At 53.5% G+C, this 24,777-nt stretch carries 21 protein-coding genes; 15 read left to right on the plus strand and 6 right to left on the minus strand.

The features are described 5' to 3' along the window. Nucleotides 1-28 precede the first annotated feature (28 nt). Nucleotides 29-2,128: an ATP-dependent DNA helicase RecG gene (recG, locus tag DWB84_RS01395; protein ID WP_187407970.1), complete on the minus strand. Its 2,100-nt coding sequence runs from the start codon at nucleotides 2,126-2,128 to the stop codon at nucleotides 29-31. Nucleotides 2,129-2,137: 9 nt separating this feature from the next. Further along, nucleotides 2,138-3,058, minus strand: a complete 921-nt coding sequence (locus DWB84_RS01400) for a hydrogen peroxide-inducible genes activator (protein WP_187407971.1) — start codon at nucleotides 3,056-3,058, stop codon at nucleotides 2,138-2,140. Between the two features lie 54 nt (nucleotides 3,059-3,112). On the opposite strand from DWB84_RS01400, the gene DWB84_RS01405 reads away from it, so the two are divergent. Further along, a complete protein-coding gene (locus DWB84_RS01405) occupies nucleotides 3,113-3,991 on the plus strand; it encodes an NAD-dependent epimerase/dehydratase family protein (protein ID WP_187407972.1) in 879 nt (292 codons plus the stop codon). On the opposite strand, the gene yihA is transcribed toward DWB84_RS01405, so the two are convergent. After that, nucleotides 3,934-4,605, minus strand: coding sequence for a ribosome biogenesis GTP-binding protein YihA/YsxC (yihA, locus tag DWB84_RS01410; RefSeq protein ID WP_187407973.1), 672 nt, complete (start codon nucleotides 4,603-4,605; stop codon nucleotides 3,934-3,936). The genes DWB84_RS01405 and yihA overlap by 58 nt on opposite strands. Before the next feature lie 254 nt (nucleotides 4,606-4,859). Here yihA and DWB84_RS01415 point away from each other — a divergent pair, with 254 nt between their 5' ends. Together DWB84_RS01415 and DWB84_RS01420 are read left to right on the plus strand one after the other, a co-directional pair. Next, complete coding sequence (locus DWB84_RS01415) at nucleotides 4,860-5,507, plus strand: cytochrome c (RefSeq protein WP_187407974.1); 648 nt, start codon at nucleotides 4,860-4,862, stop codon at nucleotides 5,505-5,507. 147 nt (nucleotides 5,508-5,654) lie between these two features. Continuing rightward, the gene (locus DWB84_RS01420; protein WP_187407975.1) at nucleotides 5,655-6,308 is read left to right on the plus strand and encodes a thiol:disulfide interchange protein DsbA/DsbL; all 654 of its coding nucleotides are present in this window, start codon (nucleotides 5,655-5,657) and stop codon (nucleotides 6,306-6,308) included. Nucleotides 6,309-6,376: 68 nt separating this feature from the next. Here DWB84_RS01420 and DWB84_RS01425 read toward each other — a convergent pair whose 3' ends face one another. Then, entirely contained in the window at nucleotides 6,377-6,742 is a 366-nt protein-coding gene (locus tag DWB84_RS01425; RefSeq protein ID WP_187407976.1) for a response regulator, read from the minus strand. Nucleotides 6,743-7,013: 271 nt separating this feature from the next. On the opposite strand from DWB84_RS01425, the gene DWB84_RS01430 reads away from it, so the two are divergent. Beyond that, nucleotides 7,014-7,757, plus strand: coding sequence for a FadR/GntR family transcriptional regulator (locus DWB84_RS01430; protein ID WP_187407977.1), 744 nt, complete (start codon nucleotides 7,014-7,016; stop codon nucleotides 7,755-7,757). A gap of 207 nt (nucleotides 7,758-7,964) precedes the next feature. Then, complete coding sequence (locus DWB84_RS01435; RefSeq protein WP_187407978.1) at nucleotides 7,965-9,233, plus strand: sugar MFS transporter; 1,269 nt, start codon at nucleotides 7,965-7,967, stop codon at nucleotides 9,231-9,233. Nucleotides 9,234-9,300: 67 nt separating this feature from the next. On the opposite strand, the gene DWB84_RS01440 is transcribed toward DWB84_RS01435, so the two are convergent. Beyond that, nucleotides 9,301-9,855, minus strand: a complete 555-nt coding sequence (locus tag DWB84_RS01440) for a hypothetical protein (protein WP_187407979.1) — start codon at nucleotides 9,853-9,855, stop codon at nucleotides 9,301-9,303. A gap of 371 nt (nucleotides 9,856-10,226) precedes the next feature. Here DWB84_RS01440 and DWB84_RS01445 point away from each other — a divergent pair, with 371 nt between their 5' ends. The 5 genes from DWB84_RS01445 to DWB84_RS01465 all read left to right on the plus strand — a co-directional run bounded on the left by DWB84_RS01445 (nucleotide 10,227) and on the right by DWB84_RS01465 (nucleotide 18,620). Next, the gene (locus tag DWB84_RS01445; RefSeq protein WP_187407980.1) at nucleotides 10,227-11,810 is read left to right on the plus strand and encodes a glycoside hydrolase family 16 protein; all 1,584 of its coding nucleotides are present in this window, start codon (nucleotides 10,227-10,229) and stop codon (nucleotides 11,808-11,810) included. 411 nt (nucleotides 11,811-12,221) lie between these two features. Then, nucleotides 12,222-13,166, plus strand: coding sequence for an ABC transporter ATP-binding protein (locus tag DWB84_RS01450; RefSeq protein WP_187407981.1), 945 nt, complete (start codon nucleotides 12,222-12,224; stop codon nucleotides 13,164-13,166). Beyond that, nucleotides 13,156-16,038, plus strand: coding sequence for a Gldg family protein (locus DWB84_RS01455; RefSeq protein ID WP_187407982.1), 2,883 nt, complete (start codon nucleotides 13,156-13,158; stop codon nucleotides 16,036-16,038). Before DWB84_RS01450 ends, DWB84_RS01455 begins: the two co-directional genes overlap by 11 nt. Nucleotides 16,039-16,050: 12 nt before the next feature. Then, nucleotides 16,051-17,076, plus strand: a complete 1,026-nt coding sequence (locus DWB84_RS01460; RefSeq protein ID WP_187407983.1) for a DUF4340 domain-containing protein — start codon at nucleotides 16,051-16,053, stop codon at nucleotides 17,074-17,076. 185 nt (nucleotides 17,077-17,261) lie between these two features. After that, nucleotides 17,262-18,620 carry a DegQ family serine endoprotease gene (locus DWB84_RS01465; RefSeq protein WP_187407984.1) on the plus strand — a complete coding sequence of 453 codons (1,359 nt, stop codon included), beginning with the start codon at nucleotides 17,262-17,264 and terminating at the stop codon, nucleotides 18,618-18,620. An 82-nt stretch (nucleotides 18,621-18,702) separates the two neighbouring features. Here the strand turns inward: DWB84_RS01465 and arsN2 are convergent, their stop codons facing one another. Then, the gene (arsN2, locus tag DWB84_RS01470) at nucleotides 18,703-19,131 is read right to left on the minus strand and encodes an arsenic resistance N-acetyltransferase ArsN2 (RefSeq protein WP_187407985.1); all 429 of its coding nucleotides are present in this window, start codon (nucleotides 19,129-19,131) and stop codon (nucleotides 18,703-18,705) included. A 256-nt stretch (nucleotides 19,132-19,387) separates the two neighbouring features. On the opposite strand from arsN2, the gene DWB84_RS01475 reads away from it, so the two are divergent. From DWB84_RS01475 to DWB84_RS01495, 5 genes are read left to right on the plus strand one after another with little or no spacing between them, the layout of a single operon-like run. Next, on the plus strand, nucleotides 19,388-22,186 hold the full coding sequence (locus DWB84_RS01475; protein ID WP_187407986.1) for a monovalent cation/H+ antiporter subunit A: 2,799 nt from the start codon (nucleotides 19,388-19,390) through the stop codon (nucleotides 22,184-22,186). Beyond that, nucleotides 22,186-22,518 (plus strand): Na+/H+ antiporter subunit C, encoded by a 333-nt coding sequence (locus DWB84_RS01480; RefSeq protein WP_187407987.1) that lies wholly within the window; start codon nucleotides 22,186-22,188, stop codon nucleotides 22,516-22,518. Before DWB84_RS01475 ends, DWB84_RS01480 begins: the two co-directional genes overlap by 1 nt. Next, nucleotides 22,515-24,023 (plus strand): monovalent cation/H+ antiporter subunit D, encoded by a 1,509-nt coding sequence (locus tag DWB84_RS01485; RefSeq protein WP_187407988.1) that lies wholly within the window; start codon nucleotides 22,515-22,517, stop codon nucleotides 24,021-24,023. The genes DWB84_RS01480 and DWB84_RS01485 overlap by 4 nt, the downstream gene beginning before the upstream one ends. Then, the gene (locus DWB84_RS01490) at nucleotides 24,020-24,511 is read left to right on the plus strand and encodes a Na+/H+ antiporter subunit E (protein WP_187407989.1); all 492 of its coding nucleotides are present in this window, start codon (nucleotides 24,020-24,022) and stop codon (nucleotides 24,509-24,511) included. The genes DWB84_RS01485 and DWB84_RS01490 overlap by 4 nt, the downstream gene beginning before the upstream one ends. Then, complete coding sequence (locus tag DWB84_RS01495; RefSeq protein WP_187407990.1) at nucleotides 24,505-24,774, plus strand: K+/H+ antiporter subunit F; 270 nt, start codon at nucleotides 24,505-24,507, stop codon at nucleotides 24,772-24,774. The genes DWB84_RS01490 and DWB84_RS01495 overlap by 7 nt, the downstream gene beginning before the upstream one ends. Nucleotides 24,775-24,777 lie beyond the last annotated feature (3 nt).

Below are 24,777 nucleotides of genomic sequence, written 5' to 3' on the forward strand. Positions count from 1 at the left end.
GCGTTTGATCCGACGATCGGTAGATCGGTCAGCCCTTTACATAATGTTGCTGGTGGGCGAACCATCGCTGGATCAATGGTCGGATCAAGGCCTGGTTATAAGTGTGGAGAAGTTCGGCGGTTTCATGCACCAGGGGGATCATATGGGCATCCCGCTCCAGGTCGGCCAGGCGGAACTGTAGCGCACCGGTCTGGCGGGTGCCGAGCAATTCGCCGGGGCCGCGAATGCGCAGGTCTTCCTCGGCAATGACAAACCCGTCATGGGTGCGGCGCATTACCTGCAAACGCTCCTTGGCCACTTTGGACAGTGGATGGCCGTAGAGCAAAACGCAGTGGCTTTCGATATTGCCCCGGCCGACCCTGCCGCGAAGCTGGTGCAGCTGCGCTAGGCCGAGGCGCTCGGGGTTTTCGATGATCATCAGGCTCGCATTGGGCACATCGACCCCGACTTCGATCACGGTGGTGGCTACCAGCAGCTGAATATGCCCGTCCTTGAACTGCGCCATGGTCTGCTCCTTGTCGCGGCTATTCAGGCGCCCGTGGATCAAGCCGATTTGCAGCTCCGGCAGGCTTTGGCGCAATCGGCTGGCCATTTCCTCGGCTGCTGCTGCGGCCAAAGTCTCTGAATCCTCCACCAGGGTGCAGACCCAATACACTTGGCGCCCCGCCAGACAGGCGTCGCGCACCCGCTCGATCACATCCGCGCGCCTTTGCTGGCTGATCAGCACCGTATTGACCGGCGTTCGGCCAGGCGGCAGCTCATCAATAACCGACAGGTCCAGGTCGGCATAAGCCGTCATGGCCAAGGTGCGGGGAATTGGGGTTGCGGTCATCACCAGTTGATGGGGAAAGATGGGCGCAGCGCCAGATGCCGCGTTCTTGTCGCGCAAGGACAGGCGTTGGTGCACGCCGAAGCGGTGTTGTTCGTCGATGATCACCAGTCCCAACTTGGCAAAACGCACTTGCTCCTGAAACAGCGCGTGGGTGCCGACCACCAGATGTGCCTCCCCGTGCGCAATCTGCTCCAGGGTCTTTTCTTTCTGTTTGGCGGTGAGTTTGCCCACCAGCCAAGCGACCTGAAAGCCGAGGGGCGCGAGCCAGCGCTCAAAGTTGCGCTTGTGTTGCTCTGCGAGAATTTCCGTCGGCGCTGCCAGCGCCACTTGCCAGCCATTGCCCACCGCCGCCAGAGCGGCCGCCGCCGCAACCAGCGTCTTGCCACTGCCAACATCGCCCTGCACCAGTCGCAACATGGGCTGTGGTTGGGACAGGTCGGCGTGGATATCGCGAATCACCCGCTGTTGGGCATTGGTAGGTGAAAACGGCAGGGAGTCGTAGAAGTCTTGTAACAGCTTGCTATCAACGGGCAAACGCGGGGCCGTTTCTTGGCGCGCCTGTTCCCGGCTCTCCTGCAACGCCAGATGATGGGCGAGCATCTCTTCAAACGCGAGTCGTTGTTGGCAGGGGTGCGTGCCTGCAACCAGGGCAGGGATCGGCGCTTCTTTAGGCGGGAAATGTACGTACGCCAAGGCGTGTGCCAGGGTTTCCACACCGAAGCGCCGGTTGATTTCCGCTGGCAACAATTCTGCCGGCGGCGACGTGCGCATCAGCGCCACCGCTTGGGAAGTCAATTTGCGCAGGCGCGCTTGTGAGAGTCCTTCGGTGGTGGGATAGACCGGCGTCAGGGATTGATCCACCGGCTTATAAGCGGCGCCTGGTTGGATCAATTCGTATTCCGGGTGATACAGCTCTATTCCCGAGGCGCCCAAACGCGGATCACCAAAACAGCGCACTTCTGCACCTACGGCAAACTGGGCTTTTTGTGCACCAGTGAAGTGGTAAAAGCGCAGATTGACCTGGCCGGTTTCATCTCTCAGCGTCACCACTAGGCTGCGTCGCCGCCCCATTACCACATCGCAACGGACCACAGTGCCTTCCAGCACCACGCTGGTGTTGGGCGCCAGATCGCCTATGGGTACCACGGTGGTTCGATCCAGGTAGCGCAGCGGCAGGTGAAACAACACGTCCTGTACAGTAAAAAGATTCAGCTTCGCCAGGGTTTGCGCGAAGCTGTCACCCACGCCTTTCAGCGCGGTTACTGGCAGGTTGGCGAGAGACGGCGCCGCCGACACGGGAGTTGACTAGTTGGTCAGTTCGGCGCGCGCGGCAAAAATGGCCTCGCGCAGCACATCAATAGCTTTGTGACGCGGGAAGCTGGCGCGCCAGGCCAGGGCGACAGTGCGTTTAGGCGGAGTGCCGGCAAAGGGTTTGACGATCAGCGAGTCCGCCAAGTGATGGCCAGCGAAGGCCGCAGAGCGCGGCAGAATCGTAATCCCCAGACCTGACGCCACCATATGTTTCAAGGTCTCCAATGAACTTCCCTCCCGCGCCGTGCGCACCCGGCCACTGGGGTCGTCGATCGACGGCTTGAGTGCAGGGCAGGCTTCCAGAACCTGATCGCGGAAGCAATGGCCTTCACCCAGCAGCAACAGGTTGTGTCCGGTGAGCTGGTTGGCTTCTATGGCTGCGTATTCGGTAAGCGGGTGGCTGCGGTCCATTACCACGACAAACTCCTCGTCATAGAGTGGCTGGGTGACCACATCCGCCTCGGTAAAGGGCAGGGCGACTATGATGGCGTCCAGCTCACCTTGGCGGATGCGGCGGCGCAAGGTTCCGGTGAAGCTCTCTTCCACGTACAGCGGCATTTTGGGGGCGAGTTTTTGCAGTTGCGGGATAACATAGGGCAGAAGATAGGGGCCTATCGTAAATATGGCACCGACATGGAGCGGGCTGGAGAGTTGATCTTTTCCGGCGCTGGCGATGTCCTTGATGGCCGCCGCCTGTTCCAGGACTCGCTGGGCCTGCCGCACGATTTGCTCACCAAGAGGGGTCGGGTAAACACGGGTTTTGGAGCGCTCAAAGATGGCGGTTTCCAGCTCGTCTTCCAGCTTTTTTACCGCAATGCTCAGAGTTGGTTGCGACACATGGCAGCGATCTGCCGCACGGCCAAAGTGTTGTTCCTGCGCCAGTGTAACTATGTAGCGAAGTTCAGTGAGCGTCATGGCAAAATCTATCAAGTGGGTGGATACAATAAATAAACCTTAGAGGACGCAGTTTTGCAATCAAAAAAGATTCTTTTCCTCGGATACGGCGACCTTGCGGCTCGAACCGCCGCAATTTTGCCGGAGTATCAAAAGGTGGGGGTGGCTCGTTCCCTTAAGCCTCGGGCAGCAGACGTCGAATTCCGCCAAGGCGGGGCGGATAGCCCCGAGGTACTCGAATGGTTGGCTAAGACGGCCTTTGATGCAGTGGTAGTGACGCTCACCCCGGCAGAACATTCTGCGGAAGCCTATGCCCGGACCTATGTCGAGACAATGAAGCATTTGCTGCCGGTGTGGCAGGAATGCACGCCAGGGTTGGTTGTGTTTGTTTCCAGCACAAGCGTTTACCACCAGAACTCAGGGGAGTGGGTTGACGAAGCCAGTCCGACGCAACCGGATCATTTTTCTGGCCAGATCTTGTTGCAAGCTGAGTCCTTGCTGATATCCAGCGGGCTGCCGGTGTGTATTGTGCGGTTTGCAGGAATCTACGGGCCGGGGCGCGACTTTTTGCTGCGCCAAGTGCGCGCGGGACGAGGCGGTTCTCCCGCCTATACCAATCGCATTCACGCTGAGGATTGCGCCGGAGTGCTGGCGCATTTACTGCGCCAGCATTTTGCTGGGAAGACGTCGGAGACTATCTATCTCGGCTGTGACAGTGCACCAGCTCCGGGAACTGAGGTACGCCGCTGGTTGGCCGAGCAGATTGGTGTCGACCCCAACTCCTTGGCGATCGACACGGACATTAGTGCCAATGCACGGGGTGGCAATAAAAGATGCAGCAACCGCCGTTTGTTAAATTCGGGCTATAACTTCCTCTATCCGTCCTATCGCGAAGGCTACGGGGTGTTGTTGGATTCGGGCGAACTGGACTCCTCTTCCGGAAGTGTTTCCTGATCTGCTGGCAACAGCCATTGAAGGAGTACGTTTTCCAACTCTTCCAGTCCTTCGCCAGTTTGCGCGGAGAAGGTCTGCGCGGTCACTAGATCGTGCACCTTGGCTTTCTTTAAATGTTGCCGCACCTGCGCCAAGGTTTTTTGCGCGGCACCCCGGCTCAACTTGTCTGACTTGGTCAGCAGCAAATGCACTGGCATTTCGCCCGCCACGGCCCAGTTCAACATGGTGGTGTCGTAGTTTTGCAACGGGTGGCGTATGTCCATCAGCAACACCAGACCGCGCAATGTCTGGCGTGCTTGCAGATATTCCGCCAAGTGCTCCTGCCATTGTTGTTTGGTGGCCAGGGGGACTTTGGCGTAGCCGTAACCCGGCAGGTCGACCAGGCGCACTTGCTCGTCGCCCAGGGCAAAAAAGTTGATCAACTGAGTGCGCCCGGGTGTTTTACTGGTGCGAGCCAGCTTGCCGTTATGCGTCAGGCGATTGATCGCGCTGGATTTACCCGCGTTCGACCGCCCGGCAAACGCCACTTCGGCACCGGTTTCCGGCGGACACTGGTGAATGCTCGGCGCGCTGGTAAGAAATCTGGCTTTGCGGAATAAATTGGGGTCTACCATTGGTTACACTCGGTGAGTAAGCAAAAGTCAGCTCAAAAAGTATTGCGTGGCGGCATTTTAAGATGACTTCTAGATGAGTTATCGGAATCGAGTGTATATAATGCCAGCCCAAATCGACCCTGGCGAACTTGCGCGTCGGGCGCCAGACACACGCAGCAATAAAAAGCCAAAAAAGCAGTTACTAAAAAAGCCTGTGCTCGGGCCGCAGATATCTGTGGCTATAACGAATCACTTTTAGCTAAACGGGAATCTTCATGAGCAACTCATTTCGCACAATCCTGCTAGTCCTCGGTTTAAGCGCGCTGGCACCTACCGCTTTGGCGGCGGGCGATGCTGCGCGGGGCGAAACCTTAGTGGCTGTGTGTGCCGCCTGTCACGGCGCCGATGGCAACAGTCCTGCCCCTAACTTCCCTAAAATCGCTGGCCTGGGCGAAAAATACATCACCAAACAATTGGTGGATATCAAAACCGGCGTGCGGGTAGTGCCGGAAATGACTGGCTTGCTCAACGACTTCAGCCAACAAGATCTTGCCGATATGGCTGCTTTTTTTGCGGGTAAAGGCATGCAGCTCTCCGGTGCACAAGCTCTGCAAGTAAGAGTGAACTCCGGAGTTGAAGTGGACGCTCTGGAATTGGGTGAAAAGATTTACCGCGCGGGCAATCTCGAAACCAATACGCCTGCCTGTACAGGCTGCCACTCTCCCCGAGGTCTTGGCAATGATCCGGCCGGCTTCCCCCGTCTCAGTGGCCAGTACGCACAATATATTGAAAAACAATTGCGCGATTTCCGTGCCGGCAACCGTGTGAATGACAGTGATGCTCAGATCATGCGCAAAGTTGCCGAGCATCTGTCAGATGCGGAAATTGTTGCTCTGGCGAACTACATCGCTGGTCTCAATTAATCGTCGCATTGCCATTTAGCGTACGAGTTCACGCTTCGTCTATCGCGCGGGAACTCGGCGCTGTTGTACCTTTCTAACCGCAACAAGTGGCGCGCCGTCGCGATCACTGTCCATTCGACCTGCGATTATCACACTAAGGGGAAATACATGCGTTTTCTGATTGCGTTCCTGGGACTGGCTCTGCCATTGCTGGCAAGTGCTGCTGATGCGCCCGCTAAGCCCAAGTATGAAGAGGGCAAGCATTACACGGTGCTGAGCGGTCAGCCCAAGCCGTCCAAATCGGGCAAAATCGAAGTGACTGAGTTGTTCTGGTACGGCTGCGGCCACTGCTATGTGTTTGAACCTGTACTGCACGAATGGGAAAAAACACTGGCGGAAGATGTGGCTCTGGTCCGTTCACCCGCCATGTGGCAACAACGCCGCAACCCGACTGACGCTATGTGGACCCACGCGCGCCTCTTCTACACAGCCAGTGCTCTCGGTCAGTTGGACAAGCTTCACACCGTGTTCTTCGATGCCATGCACAAACACAACAAGCGCCTGGTTACTCCGGAAGAAATTTCTGCCGTAGTGTCTGCTCAGGGATTGGATGGTGCGGCGTTTGTTAAGACTATGGATTCTTTCGCCGTTAACGCCCAGGTTACTCAGGCCGACGCCCGCCAGCGCGCCTATCGCGTAACCGGTACTCCGGAAATCGTTGTTGGTGGTTATTACCACATCTCCGCTGGCAACGCGGGTGGGCAGAAAGAAATGTTGGAAATCGCCGATTACTTGATCGAAAAGATCCGCGCAGAGCGATAAGACTGCAAAACAACGCAAAAGGCCGGGTAATCCCCCGGCCTTTTTGCTATCACCCCCGGCCTTTTTGCTCAGGAGAGGTATTTTTTAACGGTGTTGACCAGTTGATCTTCGTTGATGGGCTTGGTCAGCAAATCATCGACACCGCTGGTCAGGATGCTCTGCTGTTCGGTTTCTATGGCATGCGCGGTCAGTGCGAGCACGGGTAGATTCTGCAACGTGGGGATCTGGCGAATACGGCGGGTGACTTCTTTGCCGCTGATGCCCGGTAGAGAGATGTCCATCAGAATTAAATCGTATTGACCTTTTTCCAACAGCGCCAGGCAGCGCTCGCCACTTTCTACGCAGGTCACATCAAACCCTTCGTCCTCGAGAATCCACGACACTAGCTTGCTGTTATCAGGGTTATCCTCAACCACCAGAATGTGAGCGTTCATAAACCTCTCCGTAGGCTCTTTTATGTAACCGGTCACACGAAAATGTGACTGGTGTTCAAAAGCAATAAAACGTTCGGCTGTACATTATGAATGGGGCGGTTTTTTTAAAAAGTATAGCCGCTCATCCGAGCGTGATGACTATTTCGCCGTTTTGCGAAAGGAGGAGGCTGCTGGGGAGGGAGGTAGTAGAAGGTGGACGTTGTGTACAAAAATTAAACGTCGGTGTAAGGTTCGATACCATCAACAAGAATAAGCAGAGACCAGGCGGAATATGAACTCGATTGAACAATCCCGTAATTTGACTCAGCAGCTGACCTACGAATTGGGGTGCGCCATAGTGCAAGGCAGATATGGGGAGGGTACGGGTTTTCCCACAGAGGCCGAGTTGTCCGCTCAGTTCAATATCAGCCGTAGCGTCACGCGCGAAGCGGTGAAAATGCTGACTGCAAAAGGTTTGATCTCCTCTCGACCGCGCAAAGGCATCTGCGTCCAGCCCGCGCATCAGTGGAATATGTTTGATTCGGATGTATTGCGCTGGACCTTATCCACGGAACCCTCTCTGCAATTGCTCAAGGAATTCACCCAATTACGTTTTGCCATAGAGCCAGAGGCGGTTGCTTTGGCGTGCCAATTTGCCACAGACCAACAAATTGCAGCGATTGGCCGGGCGCTGGAGCGTATGGCAAAGGCGGAAAGGGGCGAAGACGACCCGCTCGACTCTGACATTGCGTTCCACACCAGCATTCTGGAAGCGAGCAACAACCGGTTTTTTCTGCAGTTCTGCGATTTTATTCAGGCGGCGTTGCGCATCAGTATCGCCTGCACCAACCAATTGAAATCCATCCGCACCGCCAGTGAGAGCGACCACCGCGCGATTTATGAGCACATAGCCCGCCGGGATGTAGAGGGCGGTCGTGAGGCTACGCGGGTGCTGCTCTGCGAAGTCATGGATTTGATTATGGACTCGCTGGAAAGCGCCAAGTCCGCAGAAACGTTGAGAGCCGCCCTGGTTTGATAAAAGTGCATTTGGCTGCACTCAGTAGCCGATCGGCGGCTGGTGATTCCAAACTCAAGTAAGCATAATAACGTCGCTTTGCCGCACGCCGGGCTATGGGCGGCATCGCCATAATAATTTTAAAACTCACTTTCCGAGGCTGTTCGGTCATCGGAATCCGTATCCGCTGAAGAGCGGCAACACGACTATATAAGAATCGAGGTCTTTATGTCTGGATCATCAGGGGCTGGCGTGCAGGCCAGGGCTGTTGGGAATTTTTCTGAGCAAAATCATACGATGTCGCTGGTTTGGTTGACGTCGTTATTTTTTATGTGGGGCTTTCTTACCTGCCTCAATGACATTCTGATTCCGCACCTAAAAAATGTTTTTGATTTGAATTACACCCAGGCGATGTTGGTGCAGTTCTGCTTTTTCGGGGCTTATTTTATTGTCTCGATTCCAGCGGGCGCGCTGGTAAAAAAAGTCGGCTACAAAAAAGGGATCGTCATAGGGCTTGCGATCGCGGCAGTTGGCTGTTTGATGTTTTATCCCGCGGCGCAAATTCAAATGTACTGGATTTTCCTTGCTGCACTGTTTGTTTTGGCCGGTGGTATTACGATTTTGCAGGTTTCGGCAAATCCCTACGTCACTATTCTCGGTAGTCCGCGCACAGCGTCCAGCCGTTTGACTCTGACTCAGGCATTTAACTCTTTGGGTACTACGATTGCACCTTGGTTTGGTTCAGTGTTGATTTTGGCGGGTGCCACTGCAGGATTGACGGGTGCGGAATTGAAAGCTCAAGAAGCACAAGCAGTGCAAGGCCCTTATTTAATGCTCGCGGGCGCCTTGCTGGTGTTGGCGGTTATTTTTGCGTTGCTCAAATTGCCTCGCGTTGTTGATGATGAAATTCCTGTTCATGCCGGCGAGCAAGGCAAATCTGCCTGGGCATATCCCCATCTGGTGCTCGGTGCGGTGGGTATTTTTGTTTACGTGGGTGCAGAAGTTGCCATTGGCAGCTTTTTGGTGAATTTCATCAGTGAGTCTCATATAGGCAATATGTCGGAAGCTGATGCGGCGAAAATGGTGACCTATTATTGGGGTGCGGCCATGGTGGGGCGATTTATTGGTGCGGCTGCTATGCAGAGAATTTCCGCGGGTGTTGCCCTTGCATTTAACGCTATCTTCGCATGCGTACTGATTTCCATCGCTATGTTGGGCTCAGGAAAAATCGCCATGTGGGCGATTCTCGCAGTAGGCCTGTGCAACTCCATTATGTTCCCTACTATTTTTAGTCTTGCTTTAAAAGGTCTCGGACCTCATACCAGTCAGGGCTCCGGTATTTTGTGTATGGCAATTGTCGGTGGCGCTTTGATTCCTCTGGTTCAAGGTGTATTGGCCGACACTATAGGCCTGCAAATGGCGTTTGCATTGCCTGTATTGTGTTATGCCTTTATCGCATTTTATGGACTGAAAGGTTCAGACGTGAAACACGCTTGATTGGTGTTAAGCGAAACTCAATAAAAAAGGGAGCTTAGCTCCCTTTTTTATTTTTAAACGCGGCAATTTATTTTTTGATAATGACACCACCTTCCAGATGCAAACCGCCGCGGCTGTGCAGCACAACGGCAACGGCATAGATCATGCGAATATCACAGATATCGTCTTCAATAATCACGGTGTTGAGAACGTCTGCTGGCGCTTTGGACAGGTTGGTGATCATGCGGCGAAAAAAACCGCGGGATTCTAAGCGGGAAAATAATACCGCGACTTTTTTGCTTTCTTCGAGCACGCCAACCCAATCATCTGGACGGCATTCCCGCACGGGGCGCTCGTAATCAGGCGTTAGATCCGCAGCCATTTTTATTTGCATGATAGGCGATTCATTAGCATCCAATAATGTGTTGCCTTTTAACACGCCCAGCATAGTGCCTGAATCTTTATCGAATGCCGCAATTTTGGGAGCGCCGACACGGTTGGTTTGTTCAATAATGAAATTTTCCTGGCCGTCGGGCGCGCTGAATTCGGAGATCTGATAAAAGCCGAATTGGCGATTCAAATGAATGGTAAACAACTCAGAGTTATTGCTGCGCAGAGTGTAGGACGTAACGTAACTGCGCATCCCTCGCATGTCTTGACTGGTCCAATTACTTAGGGTGATGGCTTTCAAGTTTTATCGCCTAATGGATGTTTTTCGCTCGCCTAGTTACCGCAATTTGGCTTGCTCCACAAAACTCTGAGATACAAGTCACGGAATTCTATGGGGGGCCGGTCAGTTTCGCAAGCTCGGTCCGTTGTAGCCAAAACGAAGTGAAGAGAAAAACTCGCTTAACAGTGGAATATTCCATTATCGGAATTTTTCATTTGTGATGGCGACGCTAGAGATTCCGCGTGTGAGCGTTAAACTGCGTGCAATTGAATCCAGGCGGTCGGGGTGTCGCCTGACATAACGATTTGCGCCCACAAATGGTGGCGCGTTTGAGGGCGCAGTTCATGGCCAAACAATTTTTCAAATCTATTTTTGTATCGGTGTTTTTGGCCGCTCTGCTCAGCGCGTGCGGTTCAGACAAGACGCCGGGTGATTCCAGTTCGTCGAGTTCCTCGTCCAGCTCATCCAATTCAAGCGCATCATCCAGTTCCAGCAGTGCGTCCAGCTCAAGCGGTACAGCTGATTGCGTCCCTGCGGCAGCAGGAGACGGCTATTGCCTGGTGTGGAGTGATGAATTCCACGGAACTCAGATCGACCTCAGCCGCTGGAGCTTTGAGCGCAACTGTTATGGCGGCGGCAATAACGAGGCGCAGTGTTATGTCGACTCGCCGAATAATGCCTGGGTGGACGGCGAATATCTGCATATCAAGGCAATCCGGCAAAACCTGCGCGGTCCGGCGCTTGCGGACGACGACCCGGGTTATAACCCCAACGACCAGTCCGGCAGTGGTACCTACAGCTCGGCACGCCTGCGCAGCAAGGACAAAGGTGACTGGCGCTACGGCCGTTTCGAGATTCGCGCGAAGTTGCCCTGGGGACAGGGAACCTGGCCGGCTATCTGGATGCTGCCGACCGACCAGATTTATGGCGGTTGGGCCAGCTCTGGCGAGATCGACATTATGGAGGCGGTCAATCTGAAGGTCGGCGGTGAGCGCCGCATCCACGGCACTCTGCACTTCGGCGATAACTGGCCGAACAATGTGTACTCCGGTGAGGAGTATGTGCTGCCAGGTGGCACCAATCCTGCCGATGATTTCCATGTTTATGCGGTGGAATGGGAAGAGGGCGAAATCCGCTGGTATGTGGACGGCGATCATTTCGCAACCCAAACTCAGACGGGTTGGTACTCCGCCAAGGCACTCAATAAGTTGAGCGCGCCTTTTGACCAGCGTTTCCATTTGATTTTGAACTTGGCAGTCGGCGGTGACTGGGCGGGCAACGTGAATGACACGGGTATCGATGAAAGTGCCTTTCCCCAGGAAATGCTGGTGGATTACGTGCGCGTGTTCGAATGCCGCAAAGACCGCGAGACAGGACGCGGCTGTGGCTCGAGTGATGGCAACTTCAAGCTCAACCCAGGTGTTCCCAGGCCGGCGCCGGTTGATCCCGGCAATGGCAGTGAGTTTGTCATCTTTAACGGCGCCGTGACCGCTCCTTATGAATGGCGCACCTGGACGGAAAATGGCTCTGTGGACTACGAGCTGATCAATGTCGGCGGCGACTATGGCCTGGTGGCGCAGGTGACCTTCAACACTGATCAAGGCATAGGCTTTTTCCAGGCCGATGCGCAGGCGGACTTTTCCAGCTTCAGTAGAATTTCCATGGATATACGCGTGGTCAGCGATCCGCGCGCCGTCAAGGACCCGCTGGTCGTGCGCGCGGATTGTGTCTATCCCTGCAGCTCGGGCGACTACCCGCTCGGCTATCCAATGCTGAACCAATGGACCCGCTACACCATTCCCCTGGCGGAACTGGCCAATGGCGGGCTGGATTTGACCCGGGTGAATACGCCCCTGGTGATCTCGCCTCTGTTTGGTAATCAGCGTGGTGTGGTGCTCCAGATCGACAACCTGCGCCTGCTGCGATAAGCCGCCTAGCATCCGTCCGAATCATTTGGTTGTAAGGACTAGAAGATAGGGCTGTCACTTCATGCCTTTGGCTTAAGCTCCGTTGCGTCGACTTTGCGCTAAAGTGTGATTTCAAACGAGTTTTTTGCGCTTGAAACTTTGTGGCGCCAGCCCAATCTATAAGCGCCGTTACGCGCGCCGGCACTTCTGATCCGGTGTAATCCAATAATAATCGCACCGTCTAAGCGCCTGGCTGAGACGGTGTTCATCTGATCGAACAGGGGACTTAACCGTGGACCGCCGCGTTGAATGTCAATTCAGCTCAGCCTCATCGGGGGATGCCGTCCTGTTCTCACTTCTCTGCAATTCCTTCTTGTTTTATCTGATTCGTGCACAGCGCGGATTGTTTTTCATTCAAAGGAGGCTTTCCTCGTGATCACAGTTGAGCGTTTGAACCGCACCTACGGCAGTCTTCGCGCTGTCCAGGATGTGAGCTTCACTATTTCTCAGGGCGAAGTGATCGGCCTGCTAGGTCCCAACGGAGCGGGTAAGACCACCATCATGAAGATGATGTGCGGTTATCTCGAGCCGAGTTCCGGGCGCGTCACTATCAATGGTATCGATGTAGCCGAAGATACCAAGCTTGCCCAGTCCTATATCGGTTACTTGCCGGAGAACCTGCCTGTGTATCCGGAAATGACCATCGTTAGTTACCTGGAGTACGCCGCCAGCTTGCGCGGTATTCCGCAGGAGCAGCAGGCGGCGGAAATTCGCCGGGTACTGAACGCGACCGATTTGCGCGGGCGCGCGCTGGATAAGATCGGCTCTCTGTCGCGCGGTTTGAAACAGCGGGTCGGTGTCGCCCAGGCCCTGTTGGGCAACCCCAAAGTGCTGGTGCTCGACGAGCCCACCAACGGCCTCGATCCCACCCAGACTCTGCAAATGCGCGAGCTGATCCGCAAGCTGGCAGAAACCAGTACCGTCATAGTTTCCACCCACATACTGTCCGAGGTGGAAGCGGTGTGCGATCGCGTGCTGATGGTGCGCAGCGGCAAGCTGGTGCTGGATTCCCGCCTGGACGCTTTGACCGACGCCAGCGAATTGAAAGTCAAAACCTCTCTGACGCCCGATGCCTTGCAACCTTTGCTGCAGGTCATCGAGGGCATCAAGGGTTATCAGTTCCAGCAGCATGCAGGGATTACGGAGTGCCGCATCAAATTGGCTGAACCGAGTGCCGGCAATGACATCAGCGCCAGCTTGGCGAAAAAAATCATTGAAAACGGCGGCGCGCTTTATCAATTGCACCGTGAACAGAGAGATCTGGAAACACTGTTTCGTGAATTGAATTCTGGGGAGGGTATCGCCAATGCAGCGTGATGTGCAGAACCGCGCGCTCGGCAAAATTGTTTCCAAAGAATTGGGCCAATTTTTCCGCGCGCCCATTGCCTGGCTTTTTCTGGGCGCATTTTTGTTGGTTTCTTTATTTATTTTCTTTTGGGTGGAATCCTTTTTCGCCCGCAATATCGCCGACGTGCGACCGCTTTTTGTTTGGATGCCGTTGTTGCTGATTTTTTTATCCGCCGCACTCACCATGAAAATGTGGAGCGAAGAGCGCCGCAGTGGCACTTTGGAACATGTGCTGACGCAACCTGTACCACTCTGGCAATTTGTCGTTGGTAAATTCCTGGCGTGCTGGATTTTGTTGGCAATTGCGCTCTTATTGACTCTGCCGCTGCCGATTACCGTGTCGTTCCTCGGCGATGTGGATTGGGGTCCCGTATGGTCCGGATATATAGCCGCGCTGTTGTTGGGCGGTGCTTATATCAGCATGGGCCTGTTTATTTCCGCGCGCTGCGACAATCAGATTGTCAGCCTGTTGCTCACGGTTGCACTCGCCGGTGCGTTTTATGTGATTGGCTCCAGCGTATTGACCAACCTGGTGGGCAACCAGACGGCAGAAGTGCTGCGCAGCATAGGCACAGGTTCGCGTTTTGAATCCATTACCCGCGGCGTGTTGGATCTGCGCGATTTGTACTACTACATCAGTTTGATCGCAGTATTTTTGGCGCTGAATATTTTTGCTCTCGAGCGCGGCCGCTGGGCCAGCGATGGCAATGCCAAATTCCACAGCATCTGGCGCTGGGGAACCGTATTGGTGGTGGCGAATATGTTGGTGGCCAATATTTGGCTGAGCCAGTTGCCATCTCTGCGCTGGGATACCACACGCGGAAAAATGTATTCCATCTCTGCTGCAACTGAAGGCTATCTGGCGCAATTGCAGGAGCCGATTTTAATTCGCGGTTATTTCACGCAAAAAACTCACCCACTGTTGGCGCCTTTGGTTCCGCAACTGCAAGATTTGTTGCGTGAATATGAAGTGGTAGGCGATGGCCGTGTGCGTGTGGAAATTGTCGACCCGACGCAAAATCCGGAATTGGAAGACGAAGCGCAAACCCGCTTTGGCATTCGTCCGACGCCTTTCCGCGTGAATGATCGCCATCAAACGGCGCTGGTGAACGCTTATTTTGACGTTCTGGTGCAATATGGCGATGTGCACGAAGTGCTGGGTTTCAACGACCTGATCGAAGTGAAAATGAGCGGCGACACCGATATACAAGTGCGTCTGCGCAACCCGGAATACGACGTCACTCGCATAATCAAAAAAGTGCTGTATTCCTATCAATCCGGTGGCGACATTTACGCCAGCATCAAAACACCGATTGAGCTGACTGCCTATATTTCTGCCAACAGCAAATTGCCACCAGAGCTCGTGGATTTGCGCACGGCTATCGAAAATAAAATTGAAGAAGTTAAAAAGCTCGCCGGCGATAAATTCACTGCGCGGTTTGTTGACCCGGATGCAAACGGCGGTGCAGAAGGAAAACGTATTACTGAACAATACGGCTTCGCGCCTATGGCGGCTGGCTTGCTCGATCCCAATCGTTTTTATTTCTACGTGATGTTGGCGCAGGGTGATCGACTGATGCAAATCCCGCTCGGCGATTTCACTCCCGGGAGTTTTGACTCAGCATTGCAAGGCGGCATTAAACGTTTGGCGCAAGGCTTTACCCGCACCATTGGTTTGGTGACACCAACGCCGGAGTCGTCCAATCATTTTGGCGTATCCATTTCTACCAAACCGAAATTCACTGCCTTGAGAGATATCCTCAACCAGAATTTCAATGTGGTGGATGAAGATCTGACCGACGGCCGCGTCGCCGGCAATGTGGATTTGTTGCTGCTCGCAGCTCCAGATCTCACCGATGACAAACAATTGTTCGCCATCGACCAGTTCCTGATGCGTGGGGGCACGGTGGTAGCTGCACTGTCTCCATATTCAGCGCAGGTTTCGCGCACGAATTTGTCGCTCAACAATTATTCCAGTGAGCTCGGTCGCTGGTTGAAAGAAATGGGTGTGAACATAGGTAATAACCTGGTCATGGATTCGCAGAATTCTGCGTTCCCTGTACCGACCGTGCGTGAAGTTGGCGGTATGCGCTTCCAGGAAATGCGTTTGCTGGATTATCCGTATTTCATCGATGTGCGTGGCAAAGGCATGAATGATGAGTCGCCGGTAACCGCCGATCTGCCGCAAGTGACTGTGGCCTGGGCATCGCCGATTACGCTGGATTCAGACAAAACCCAAAATCTGCGAGTGACCCGCCTGTTGGAAAGCTCGGAGCGCTCATGGCTCGGCGACACTTCCGGCGTAATGCCAAATGCGGAGCAGTTGCAATTTGGTTATCGTCCTGCGGGTGATCGCCAAGCGCATCTGCTGGCTGTCGCGCTGCAAGGTAAGTTCACTTCCATGTTCTCCGGCAAAGACTCTCCGCTGGCTGAACAAGCCAAAAAAGAGGGCGAGAGTGAAGAAGAAAATGCAGCGAAACCAGTCAACGTGGTGTTGAACCACTCGGCAGAGTCTGCACGTCTGGTGGTGTTTGCCTCCAACGATATGTTCCGCGACGAGATTGTGAACATGTTGAGTAGCGTGATGGGCGGCAATTACTTCAACAGCTTGCAGTTGGTTGCCAACACGGCAGATTGGGCGCTGGAAGATCAAGGCCTGCTCAGCATTCGCGCCCGCGGTCATTTCAACCGCACTCTGACGCCGATGGAAACAAGCACTCAGGAATTCTGGGAGTATCTCAACTACGGCCTGGCCTTGTTGGGATTGTTGGTCCTCTGGCTGGTGTTGCATTACGTGAACCGTTCACGCGACGCCCGTTATCAGCAGTGGCTGGCAGCATAATTGGGAGGTGATATGACAACTTCAAAAATCACAAAAATATCCAAAAAAATCCCCTGGCTCGCCGGCGTGTTCGGTGCCCAGCTGGTGTTGGCGGTGGTTTTGTTCAATGTGCAGCACCGCCAGCCAACGGCGAATAACGAACCGCTGTTGACGTTCAACAAGGCGACCGTCGATACCGTTGAAATCACCTCAGGTGAGGAAAAAATCGAGCTGCGCAAAAAAGACGGGCAGTGGCGTATCGGTGATAGCCTGCCAATCGCGGAAACTCGCTTAAACGATCTCTTAAAAGAGGTTGAGGGGCTGCGCGGTGGTTGGGCTGTGGCGAAAACTGGTGACGCGGCCAAGCGCTTTGAGGTTGCCGATGACAAATTCAAGCGCAAGCTGCGCCTGTTGTCCGGCGACAAAGAAGTCGGCGTGTTGTTGGTGGGCACTTCACCATCTTTCCGTCAGACCCACGTGCGCAAGCAAGGTGATGCCAATATTTACTCAGTCAAATTTGACGAGTTTTCTCTGACCACGGAACAGGACAGCTGGTTGGATACCGAGCTGATGCGCCCGGCTGGCGAGATTACCGCTGTGCAGTTTGACGGCCACAAGGTGGAGAAAGTCGCCGGTCACTGGCCCGCAAAAACTCCTGATTCTGTAGCCGGTGACGCGACCAAGGAAGAGGGCGCCGCTTCTGCTGAAGCAGTAGTGGCAACTGAGGGTAATGCGGATAACGCAGCTGAAGGTGATAAAACCCTGAAGTTTGATAGCGCCGCATTCGCCAAAGCCTTGGGCGATATCACTGTGCTGGGCATCGCCAAAAATCAGGCCGATTTGGATGCTCCGGTCACTCAGGACGTCAATGCCCAGGACGAAAACAAAGTCCTGAAAATCGAGTGGACCGTCACCACCGACAAAGGGGAGTTTAGCTATCAGCTGCTGAGCAAGAATGAGCAGTACTACATTCGCCGCAGCGATATCAACGAAACATTCCGCCTGTCCAAATCCCAGTACGACGCGCTCGCCAAAGTGCAGGATTTGCGACAGTCCTGAACCTTTCTCTTTATTCTGCTTATTCTGCCCCTCCACCCGGAGGGGCAATTCCCGCCTGCTTTTTTTCTTCGAACCGGAACTTCAGGTAGAAAATTTCATCTGTAGAACCACGGATTTTGCGAGGGTTGAAAGTGTTTCAGCCAACCCCATTTTTGAGCTTTCTGTATCTTGTTGAGGAATCCCTGATGAAGTTCCGCGCCTTAGCTGCATCGACTCTCACCTTGACTGCGAGCCTCCTGCTCGGTACACCGTCTTATGCGGCACTGCCCAGTGTCGATGCCAGCGGCAATGCTCTACCGTCGCTCGCGCCTATGCTGAAAAACGTCAACCCGGCGGTAGTGAACATCGCCACCTACACCAAGCGCGAAGTCAACAACCCGCTGCTCAGCGACCCCTTTTTCCGCCATTTTTTTAATATTCCGGAGCAGCGCCAAACTCAGCGCCAACGCAGCGCCGGTTCCGGCGTAATCGTCGACGCAGCCAAGGGCACGGTTATCACTAACCATCACGTTATCAACGGCGCGGACGAAATCCAGGTAGTGCTGCATGACGGTCGCACTTTCGCCGCCAAGCTTGTTGGGTCTGACCCGGAAGTGGATATCGCTGTATTAAAAATCGAAGGGGATAACCTCACGCAACTTCCCATGAGCAATTCCGACGAATTGCAGGTAGGAGATTTTGTGGTGGCCATAGGTAACCCCTTTGGTCTTGGCCAAACCGTCACCACAGGTGTGGTCAGTGCCTTGGGACGAACCGGGCTTGGCATTGAGGGTTACGAAGACTTCATCCAGACAGACGCCTCCATCAACCCAGGCAATTCCGGCGGTGCGCTGGTGAATTTGCGCGGTGAATTGGTCGGTATCAATACTGCGATCATCGCCCCAGCAGGCGGCAACGTGGGAATTGGTTTTGCCATTCCCATCAATATGGCGCGCGCCAGTGTTGAGCAGATCATGGATCACGGGGAAGTGAAACGCGGGCAGATCGGCGTCAGCATTCAAGACGTTACACCCGAATTGCAGGAAGCTTTTGGCCTGAAGAACGGTCAACTCGGTGTGCTGGTTACGGGGGTTGCGGACAAGTCGGAAGCAGATAAGGCCGGATTAAAACCGGGTGATGTGATTATTGCAGTCGATGGCCGCCCAACATTATCCACCGGCGCACTGCGCAATGCGATTGGTGTGCGCAAAATCGGTGATACGGTAAAAATCACCTATATTCGCGATGGCCGGGAAAAAACCGTGCGCTGCAAAGTGGGCAATCCCAATGAATCTTTTGCAAGCGTATCCGGCAAATCCCACCCACTGTTGGAAGGTGCCCAATTTGAAAATCATCCCGATGGACAGGGTGTTGTGGTCAGCCGCATTGCGCCGCGATCTCCGGCAGCGGCGAGTGGCTTGCAACAGGGGGATTTGATTATTGGTGCCAACCGCCGCAAGGTAAGCAACCTGGAAGATTTCAATTCTGCCGTTGGTAGAGGTAAAGATTCCATTCTTCTCCATATTCAACGCGGCCGCGGTACGTTTTATCTGGTGATTCGTTGATTTATGAATTGATCAGGCAATTTGCTTTTTTTAGTAAATGGCCCAGCCAAATGGCCTTGCCTTAGGGCAAGGCCATTTGTTTTTAACGCAAATCTTTTTTCATCAGCACTGCATTATTCGGTCGCAAAAGAGCAAATTCCGTTGTCTGGCGAATGGCATCAGGAGCTGTGTGACGCAACACAGTGTTGTAATCGAATTTTTCAAAAAATTCCTGCGCGGTGGATGTAAATAAATACAGCTCGCGAATATCCATTTGGCGCGCCATATTTTCCACATGTCGAACCAGTCGAGTTCCTATGTTCTGATTGCGTTTATTAGGGCGCACCACTAAAGAGCGCAATAATCCGTAAGGTGAAAATGGTTCGAGACCTATGACGGCAATGATTTCCTGTTGCTCCTTGACGGCCCAAAAATAATCCATATGTGCTTCGGTTAAATCGGAAGTCGGCAGATTAGCGGCATTTAAAAGCGACAGAGCGTCTGTTTTTGTGGGTCGATGGATGTCATGCATATACATCACCTCTGACAGAAGCCTTATTAATGGGCATTTAGCCCCCTATTTATACCGCTTTTTGTGTTTATAGGGTGCTGTTTTTCTGGAACTCGCGCCGCTGCCAGTGTATAACTGCCGGACTTGCTCTGCGAAGTGAAACGAAATGTTGGTGCAGTCGGAATAATCGGCGACTTTCGGCCCCGCATAAAATTAAAAATCGTTTCGATGACTAGTCTTCGAAAATGCCGTAATCCGGCACAGACAGGATCCGGTTATGAGTTTACTGCTGATTGTTCTTCTGCCGCTTTTGGGGGCGGTCCTGCCGTTGCTGACGGAACGGTTCGGACGCAATATTTGTGCTGCTGTTGCCGTTGCAGCACCGCTGATTTCAGCGGGTTTGATCATATCCCAATTGCCAGCCATATTCGCTGGCGATATCCCGATATTTCATGTCCCCTGGTTGTCCAACATCGGATTGGATTTGAGTTTGCGGCTGGATGGTTTGAGCCTGATGTTTGGGCTTCTTATCACTGGTATTGGTCTGCTCGTTATTTTCTACGCCCTTTATTACCTGTCGAATAAAGATTCCATCGGTAAGTTCTACGCGATTTTGCAATTGTTCATGATGGCGATGCTGGGCATTGTCATGGCGGACAATCTGTTATTGCTGATTGTTTTTTGGGAACTGACGAGCCTGAGTTCGTTTCTCCTGATCGGCTATTGGTCTTATCGCAGTGATGCGCGCAAAGGTGCGCGTATGGCGTTGGCAATTACCGGTGGCGGTGGTTTGGCGCTATTGGCGGGGGCGCTGTTACTCGGGCATATGGTTGGCAGCTTTAATTTGAGCGTTATTTTGTCCAATGGCGAATTAATTCGCGACCACAAACTCTATCCGATTGCGCTCGTGCTGATTTTGCTGGGAGCCTTTACCAAATCTGCGCAATTTCCTTTTCATTTTTGGTTGCCGCACGCTATGGCTGCGCCGACACCTGTGTCTGCCTATTTACATTCCGCCACTATGGTTAAGGCGGGTGTTTTTTTGCTGGCGCGTTTATATCCGGCTTTGGCTGGCAGTGAAATGTGGTTTTTTATTGTGACGTTTGTCGGCCTGATCACGCTGGTGTATGCAGCCTATACGGCCATGATGAAACACGATCTCAAAGGGCTGTTGGCTTATTCCACCATCAGTCATCTCGGGTTGATAACCATGTTGTTGGGTCTAAGTACCAAATTGGCTGCTACAGCTGCGGTATTTCACATTATCAATCACGCGATATTTAAAGCATCTTTGTTTATGGCCGCCGGCATTATCGATCACGAAACTGGCACGCGCGATATGCGCAAAATCAATGGTCTTTGGCAATACATGCCGCAAACGGCACTGCTGGCGATGGTTGCCGCCGCCGCTATGGCCGGCGTGCCACTGCTGAACGGATTTTTAAGCAAAGAAATGTTTTTCAACGAAACCCTGCATTTGAAATCTCTCGGATTATTCAGTTGGACGGTGCCGGTGCTCGCCACCATCGCGGGAATTTTTGCCGTGGCGTATTCATGGCGATTTATTCACGATGTGTTTTTTAATGGTAAGCCCGTCGATTTACCCAAATTTCCGCCGCATGAACCACCACCTTTTATGAAAGCGCCTGTGGCAATTTTGGTGGTGCTGTGTCTGTTGGTGGGAATCATGCCCAATTTAACGGTCGCACCTTTTATTGATGCCGCATCTGCGGCGGTAGCAGGTGCGGAGCTTGAGCCCTACGAGATTTCCCTATGGCACGGTTTTAATTTGCCTCTGCTGATGAGTTTCACTGCTCTAGCAGGAGGTTTGCTGCTGTATAGCCAGCGGCGCGGTCTTTTTGCTTTTTATGAACGCGGTTTTCACCTCGATGAAAAACTGGTTTTTGAAGCACGCGTCCAGCGCGGAGTGCGAGCGTCTCAATGGATAACGAACACCTTAGAAAATGGTTCATTACAACGTTATGTGGCGTGGTTTGTCGGTTTTACTCTGGTGATGGGTGTTGTGGGAATTTGGCCATTGGCAAATATGACCGGCACACGTCCGTTAATGCCGCTTGATGGCGTCAGCGTTATTGCGGCGATTTTGCTGATTGCCGGTTCTGTCGGTACGGTTTTGATTCATCACAATCGGTTGGCATCACTGTTGTTATTAAGTGTGGTGGGGCTGATCGTCTCTCTGATTTTTGTGCGTTTTTCCGCACCGGATCTTGCGCTTACGCAAATATCGGTGGAAGTGGTCACTATAGTGTTGATGATGCTGGCACTGTATTTCCTGCCGCAGTTGTCGCCCCGACAATCGGGCACGCTGAGAATTATCCGGGATATTGCCTTGTCGGGTGCGGCGGGAATTGGTGTCACGGTGTTGACGTGGGCAGTTCTTACGCGGCCCTATGAGACCATCGCAGGTTATTTTCTCGAAAATAGCGTAAGTGGCGGTGGCGGCACTAACGTGGTGAACGTCATTCTGGTGGATTTCCGCGGCTTCGATACCCTGGGAGAAATAACGGTGCTGGCTTTGGCGGCAGTTGGTATTTTGGCTATGTTGCGCACTCTGCAATTGCCCAATACCTCTGATCCGCGATCGTGGGCGCGGGAGATTTATCCGCCGATTCTTGCCGTATTGGCGCGTGTACTTCTGCCGCTGGCGCTGCTGGTGTCTGCTTATATTTTTATGCGCGGACACAATCAGCCGGGAGGCGGTTTTATCGCCGGGCTGGTCACCAGTGTAGCTTTGATTCTTCAATATGTGTCCAGCGGTTTGTCGTGGATTCAGGAGCGTCTACGTTGGAACTACCGTAGCGTGGCCGCCTTGGGGGTGCTGATTGCGGCTCTGACCGGCTGCGGCGCATTTATTTTCGGTTATCCCTTTCTGACTACCAGCTTCACTCATATTCATTGGCCGTTGGTTGGTGAATTCGAAATCGCCACCGCCATGGTGTTTGATCTCGGGGTGTATATCACCGTGGTGGGCGCGACTTTGCTGGCGCTTGCGCAGCTGGGGATGCTGACTCATCCCAGTCGAATAAAACGCAAACTGACGGAGGAGATCGCCTGATGGAAGCGTTGGTAGCCATTGCAATTGGCGTTATGACGAGTTGCGCTATTTACCTCATGTTGCGGGCGCGGACTTTTCCAGTGATTTTGGGACTTACGCTTCTGTCATATGCAGTTAACCTGTTTATTTTCGTGATGGGGCGTCTGTCGACCGGCAATCCGGCGGTGATCGGCAGTGGTGAAACCTATCCAGATCCCGTGCCGCAGGCGCTGGTTTTGACGGCCATTGTGATCGGTTTTGCCATGACCGCATTTATTCTGGTGCTCGCGTTGCGCGCGCGCGTTGAACTCGGTAATGACCATGTGGATGGCAATCAAGAGGGGCGCACGTGAGTCATTGGATACTTATCCCAATATTGCTGCCCTTATTTACCGGTCTGGCGTTACTGATTTGGTCCGATCGCATTTGCGTCACCCGCGCGATCAGTGCAACCAGTGCATTGGCCCTGCTCGCGGTGGATCTGCTGCTGTTGCAGCGCGCTGCAGAAGGAACCATTTCCCTGTACGCACTTGGCAATTGGCCGCCGCCTTTCGGCATAGTTCTGGTGCTCGATCGGCTGGCAGCCTTGATGCTGGTGATGACCAGTGTGTTGGCGTTGTTTGTGATCTGGTATGCGGCCTGTGACCGCGATCAACCCGGCGACAGTTTGCATCCACTTATTCATTTCCTGCTGATGGGATTGAACGGCGCGTTTCTCACCGGCGATATTTTTAATCTGTTTGTATTTTTCGAAGTGCTGCTGCTGTCCTCCTACGCTTTGCTGCTGCACGGCGGAGGAAAAGAGCGGGCCAGAGCGGGATTTCATTATGTGGTGCTGAATCTCGCCGGCTCTGCATTGTTTTTGATTGCGGTATCGCTGCTTTATGGTGTGACGGGCACTTTGAATATGGCAGATATGGGGCAGCGCATCGCGCAGCTGGATCCGGCTGATCGCCCACTGGCTATTACTGGCGGACTTTTATTATTTGCGGTATTTGGTCTGAAAGCGGCAGTCGCGCCTTTGTATTTTTGGTTGCCGAGCGCTTACGCGGCGGCGGCCGGTCCCGTTGCAGCGCTGTTTGCAGTAATGACCAAGCTCGGCATTTACAGCATGGTTCGGGTGTACAGCTTAGTGTTCGCATCTGAACCCGGACTGCTTTTACCCTGGTTATGGCCGCTCGCATTGGTAACTTTGGCAGCGGGTATTGTCGGTGTGCTCGCCGCTCGTGAACTGCGTCGTCAGGTTGCCTACCTGGTCCTTGTTTCGGTGGGGACTTTATTGTTGGGAGTTGCCATGAATAGTCAGCAGGCGCTGGCGGCATCGCTTTACTATCTGGTTCATTCCACCTGGATTTGTGCAGCGCTGTTTATTCTGGTGGATCTTATGCGCCAGCAGCGCGGTCTGCTGGAAGATACCATCGAAAGCGGTCCTCCACTGGTGCAAGGCACAATTCTGGGTATTTTCTTTTTTGTCGCCTGCGCCAGCGTCGTTGGATTGCCGCCCACCAGCGGATTTGTCGGCAAAGTGAATTTAATGCAGGCGGTAAGTTCGACCGTGGAAGCTGTATGGGTTTGGCCCGCGCTGTTAATTTCCGGCTTGTTGACCATCACTGCATTGAGCCGCAGCGGGACCACCATTTTCTGGCGCACGACGGGCGATGTCATAGCCCAGAGCAGAGCGGGGGTAATGCCAATGGTAGCAGTTGGCGGATTGCTGCTGATCTCCATTGTCTTCAGTTTTGCGGGTGATCCTGTCTTGAGTTTTATGTCGGATACGGCGCAACAGCTCGCCGATTCCACTGCTTATCTTGAAGCGTCTTCGCTATTCCAACCGGTCGAGCGGGGAGATATTCGATGATGCGGCGTTTATTTCCCAGGCCGGAATTAAGTGGGATCTTATGGGGTTTGTGGCTGCTCCTGGTTAACAGTGTGAGTTTTGGCCAGATATTGCTCGGCGCTTTTTGGGCTTGGTTGATTCCCTTCTATACCCATAGTTTTTGGCCGGGCGTGATGAGTTTGCGCAAGCCCTGGCTGGGACTGAAATTTCTCGGCGTGGTAATGGTGGACATACTGATCGCCAACGCCATTGTGGCTCGTCTTGTCCTGAGCAATAGCGAGCGTTTGCAGCCGGCTTTTATGCTGATGCCGCTCGACGTTAAAGAGGATTTCACTATCACGCTGCTGGCTAGCACCATTTCACTGACCCCGGGAACGGTTTCTGCCGATCTCACCGCAGACAGGCGTCACCTGCTGATTCACAGTTTGCACGTCGATGATATCGAACAAACGATTGCGCAGATGAAGCAGCGTTACGAAGCGCCGCTCAAGGAAATGTTCGAATGTTGAATGTCGTTATCCCCATCGCATTTTTTATGATCAGCGCAGCTTTGTTGCTCAATTTGTGGCGTCTGCTGATCGGACCTTCATTGCCGGACCGCATCCTGGCTCTGGATACCATGTATATCAACGCGATTGCTTTGTTGGTGCTCTACGGTATTTATCAACAAGGCGAATTTTATTTTGAAGCGGCACTGTTGATTGCGGTGATGGGGTTTGTCGGCACAGTGGTGCTATCCAAATATCTGCTGCGTGGCGACATTATCGAGTAGTCG

The sequence above is a fragment of the Saccharophagus sp. K07 genome, from assembly GCF_014336955.1.
Classification (GTDB): Bacteria; Pseudomonadota; Gammaproteobacteria; order Pseudomonadales; family Cellvibrionaceae; genus UBA5868.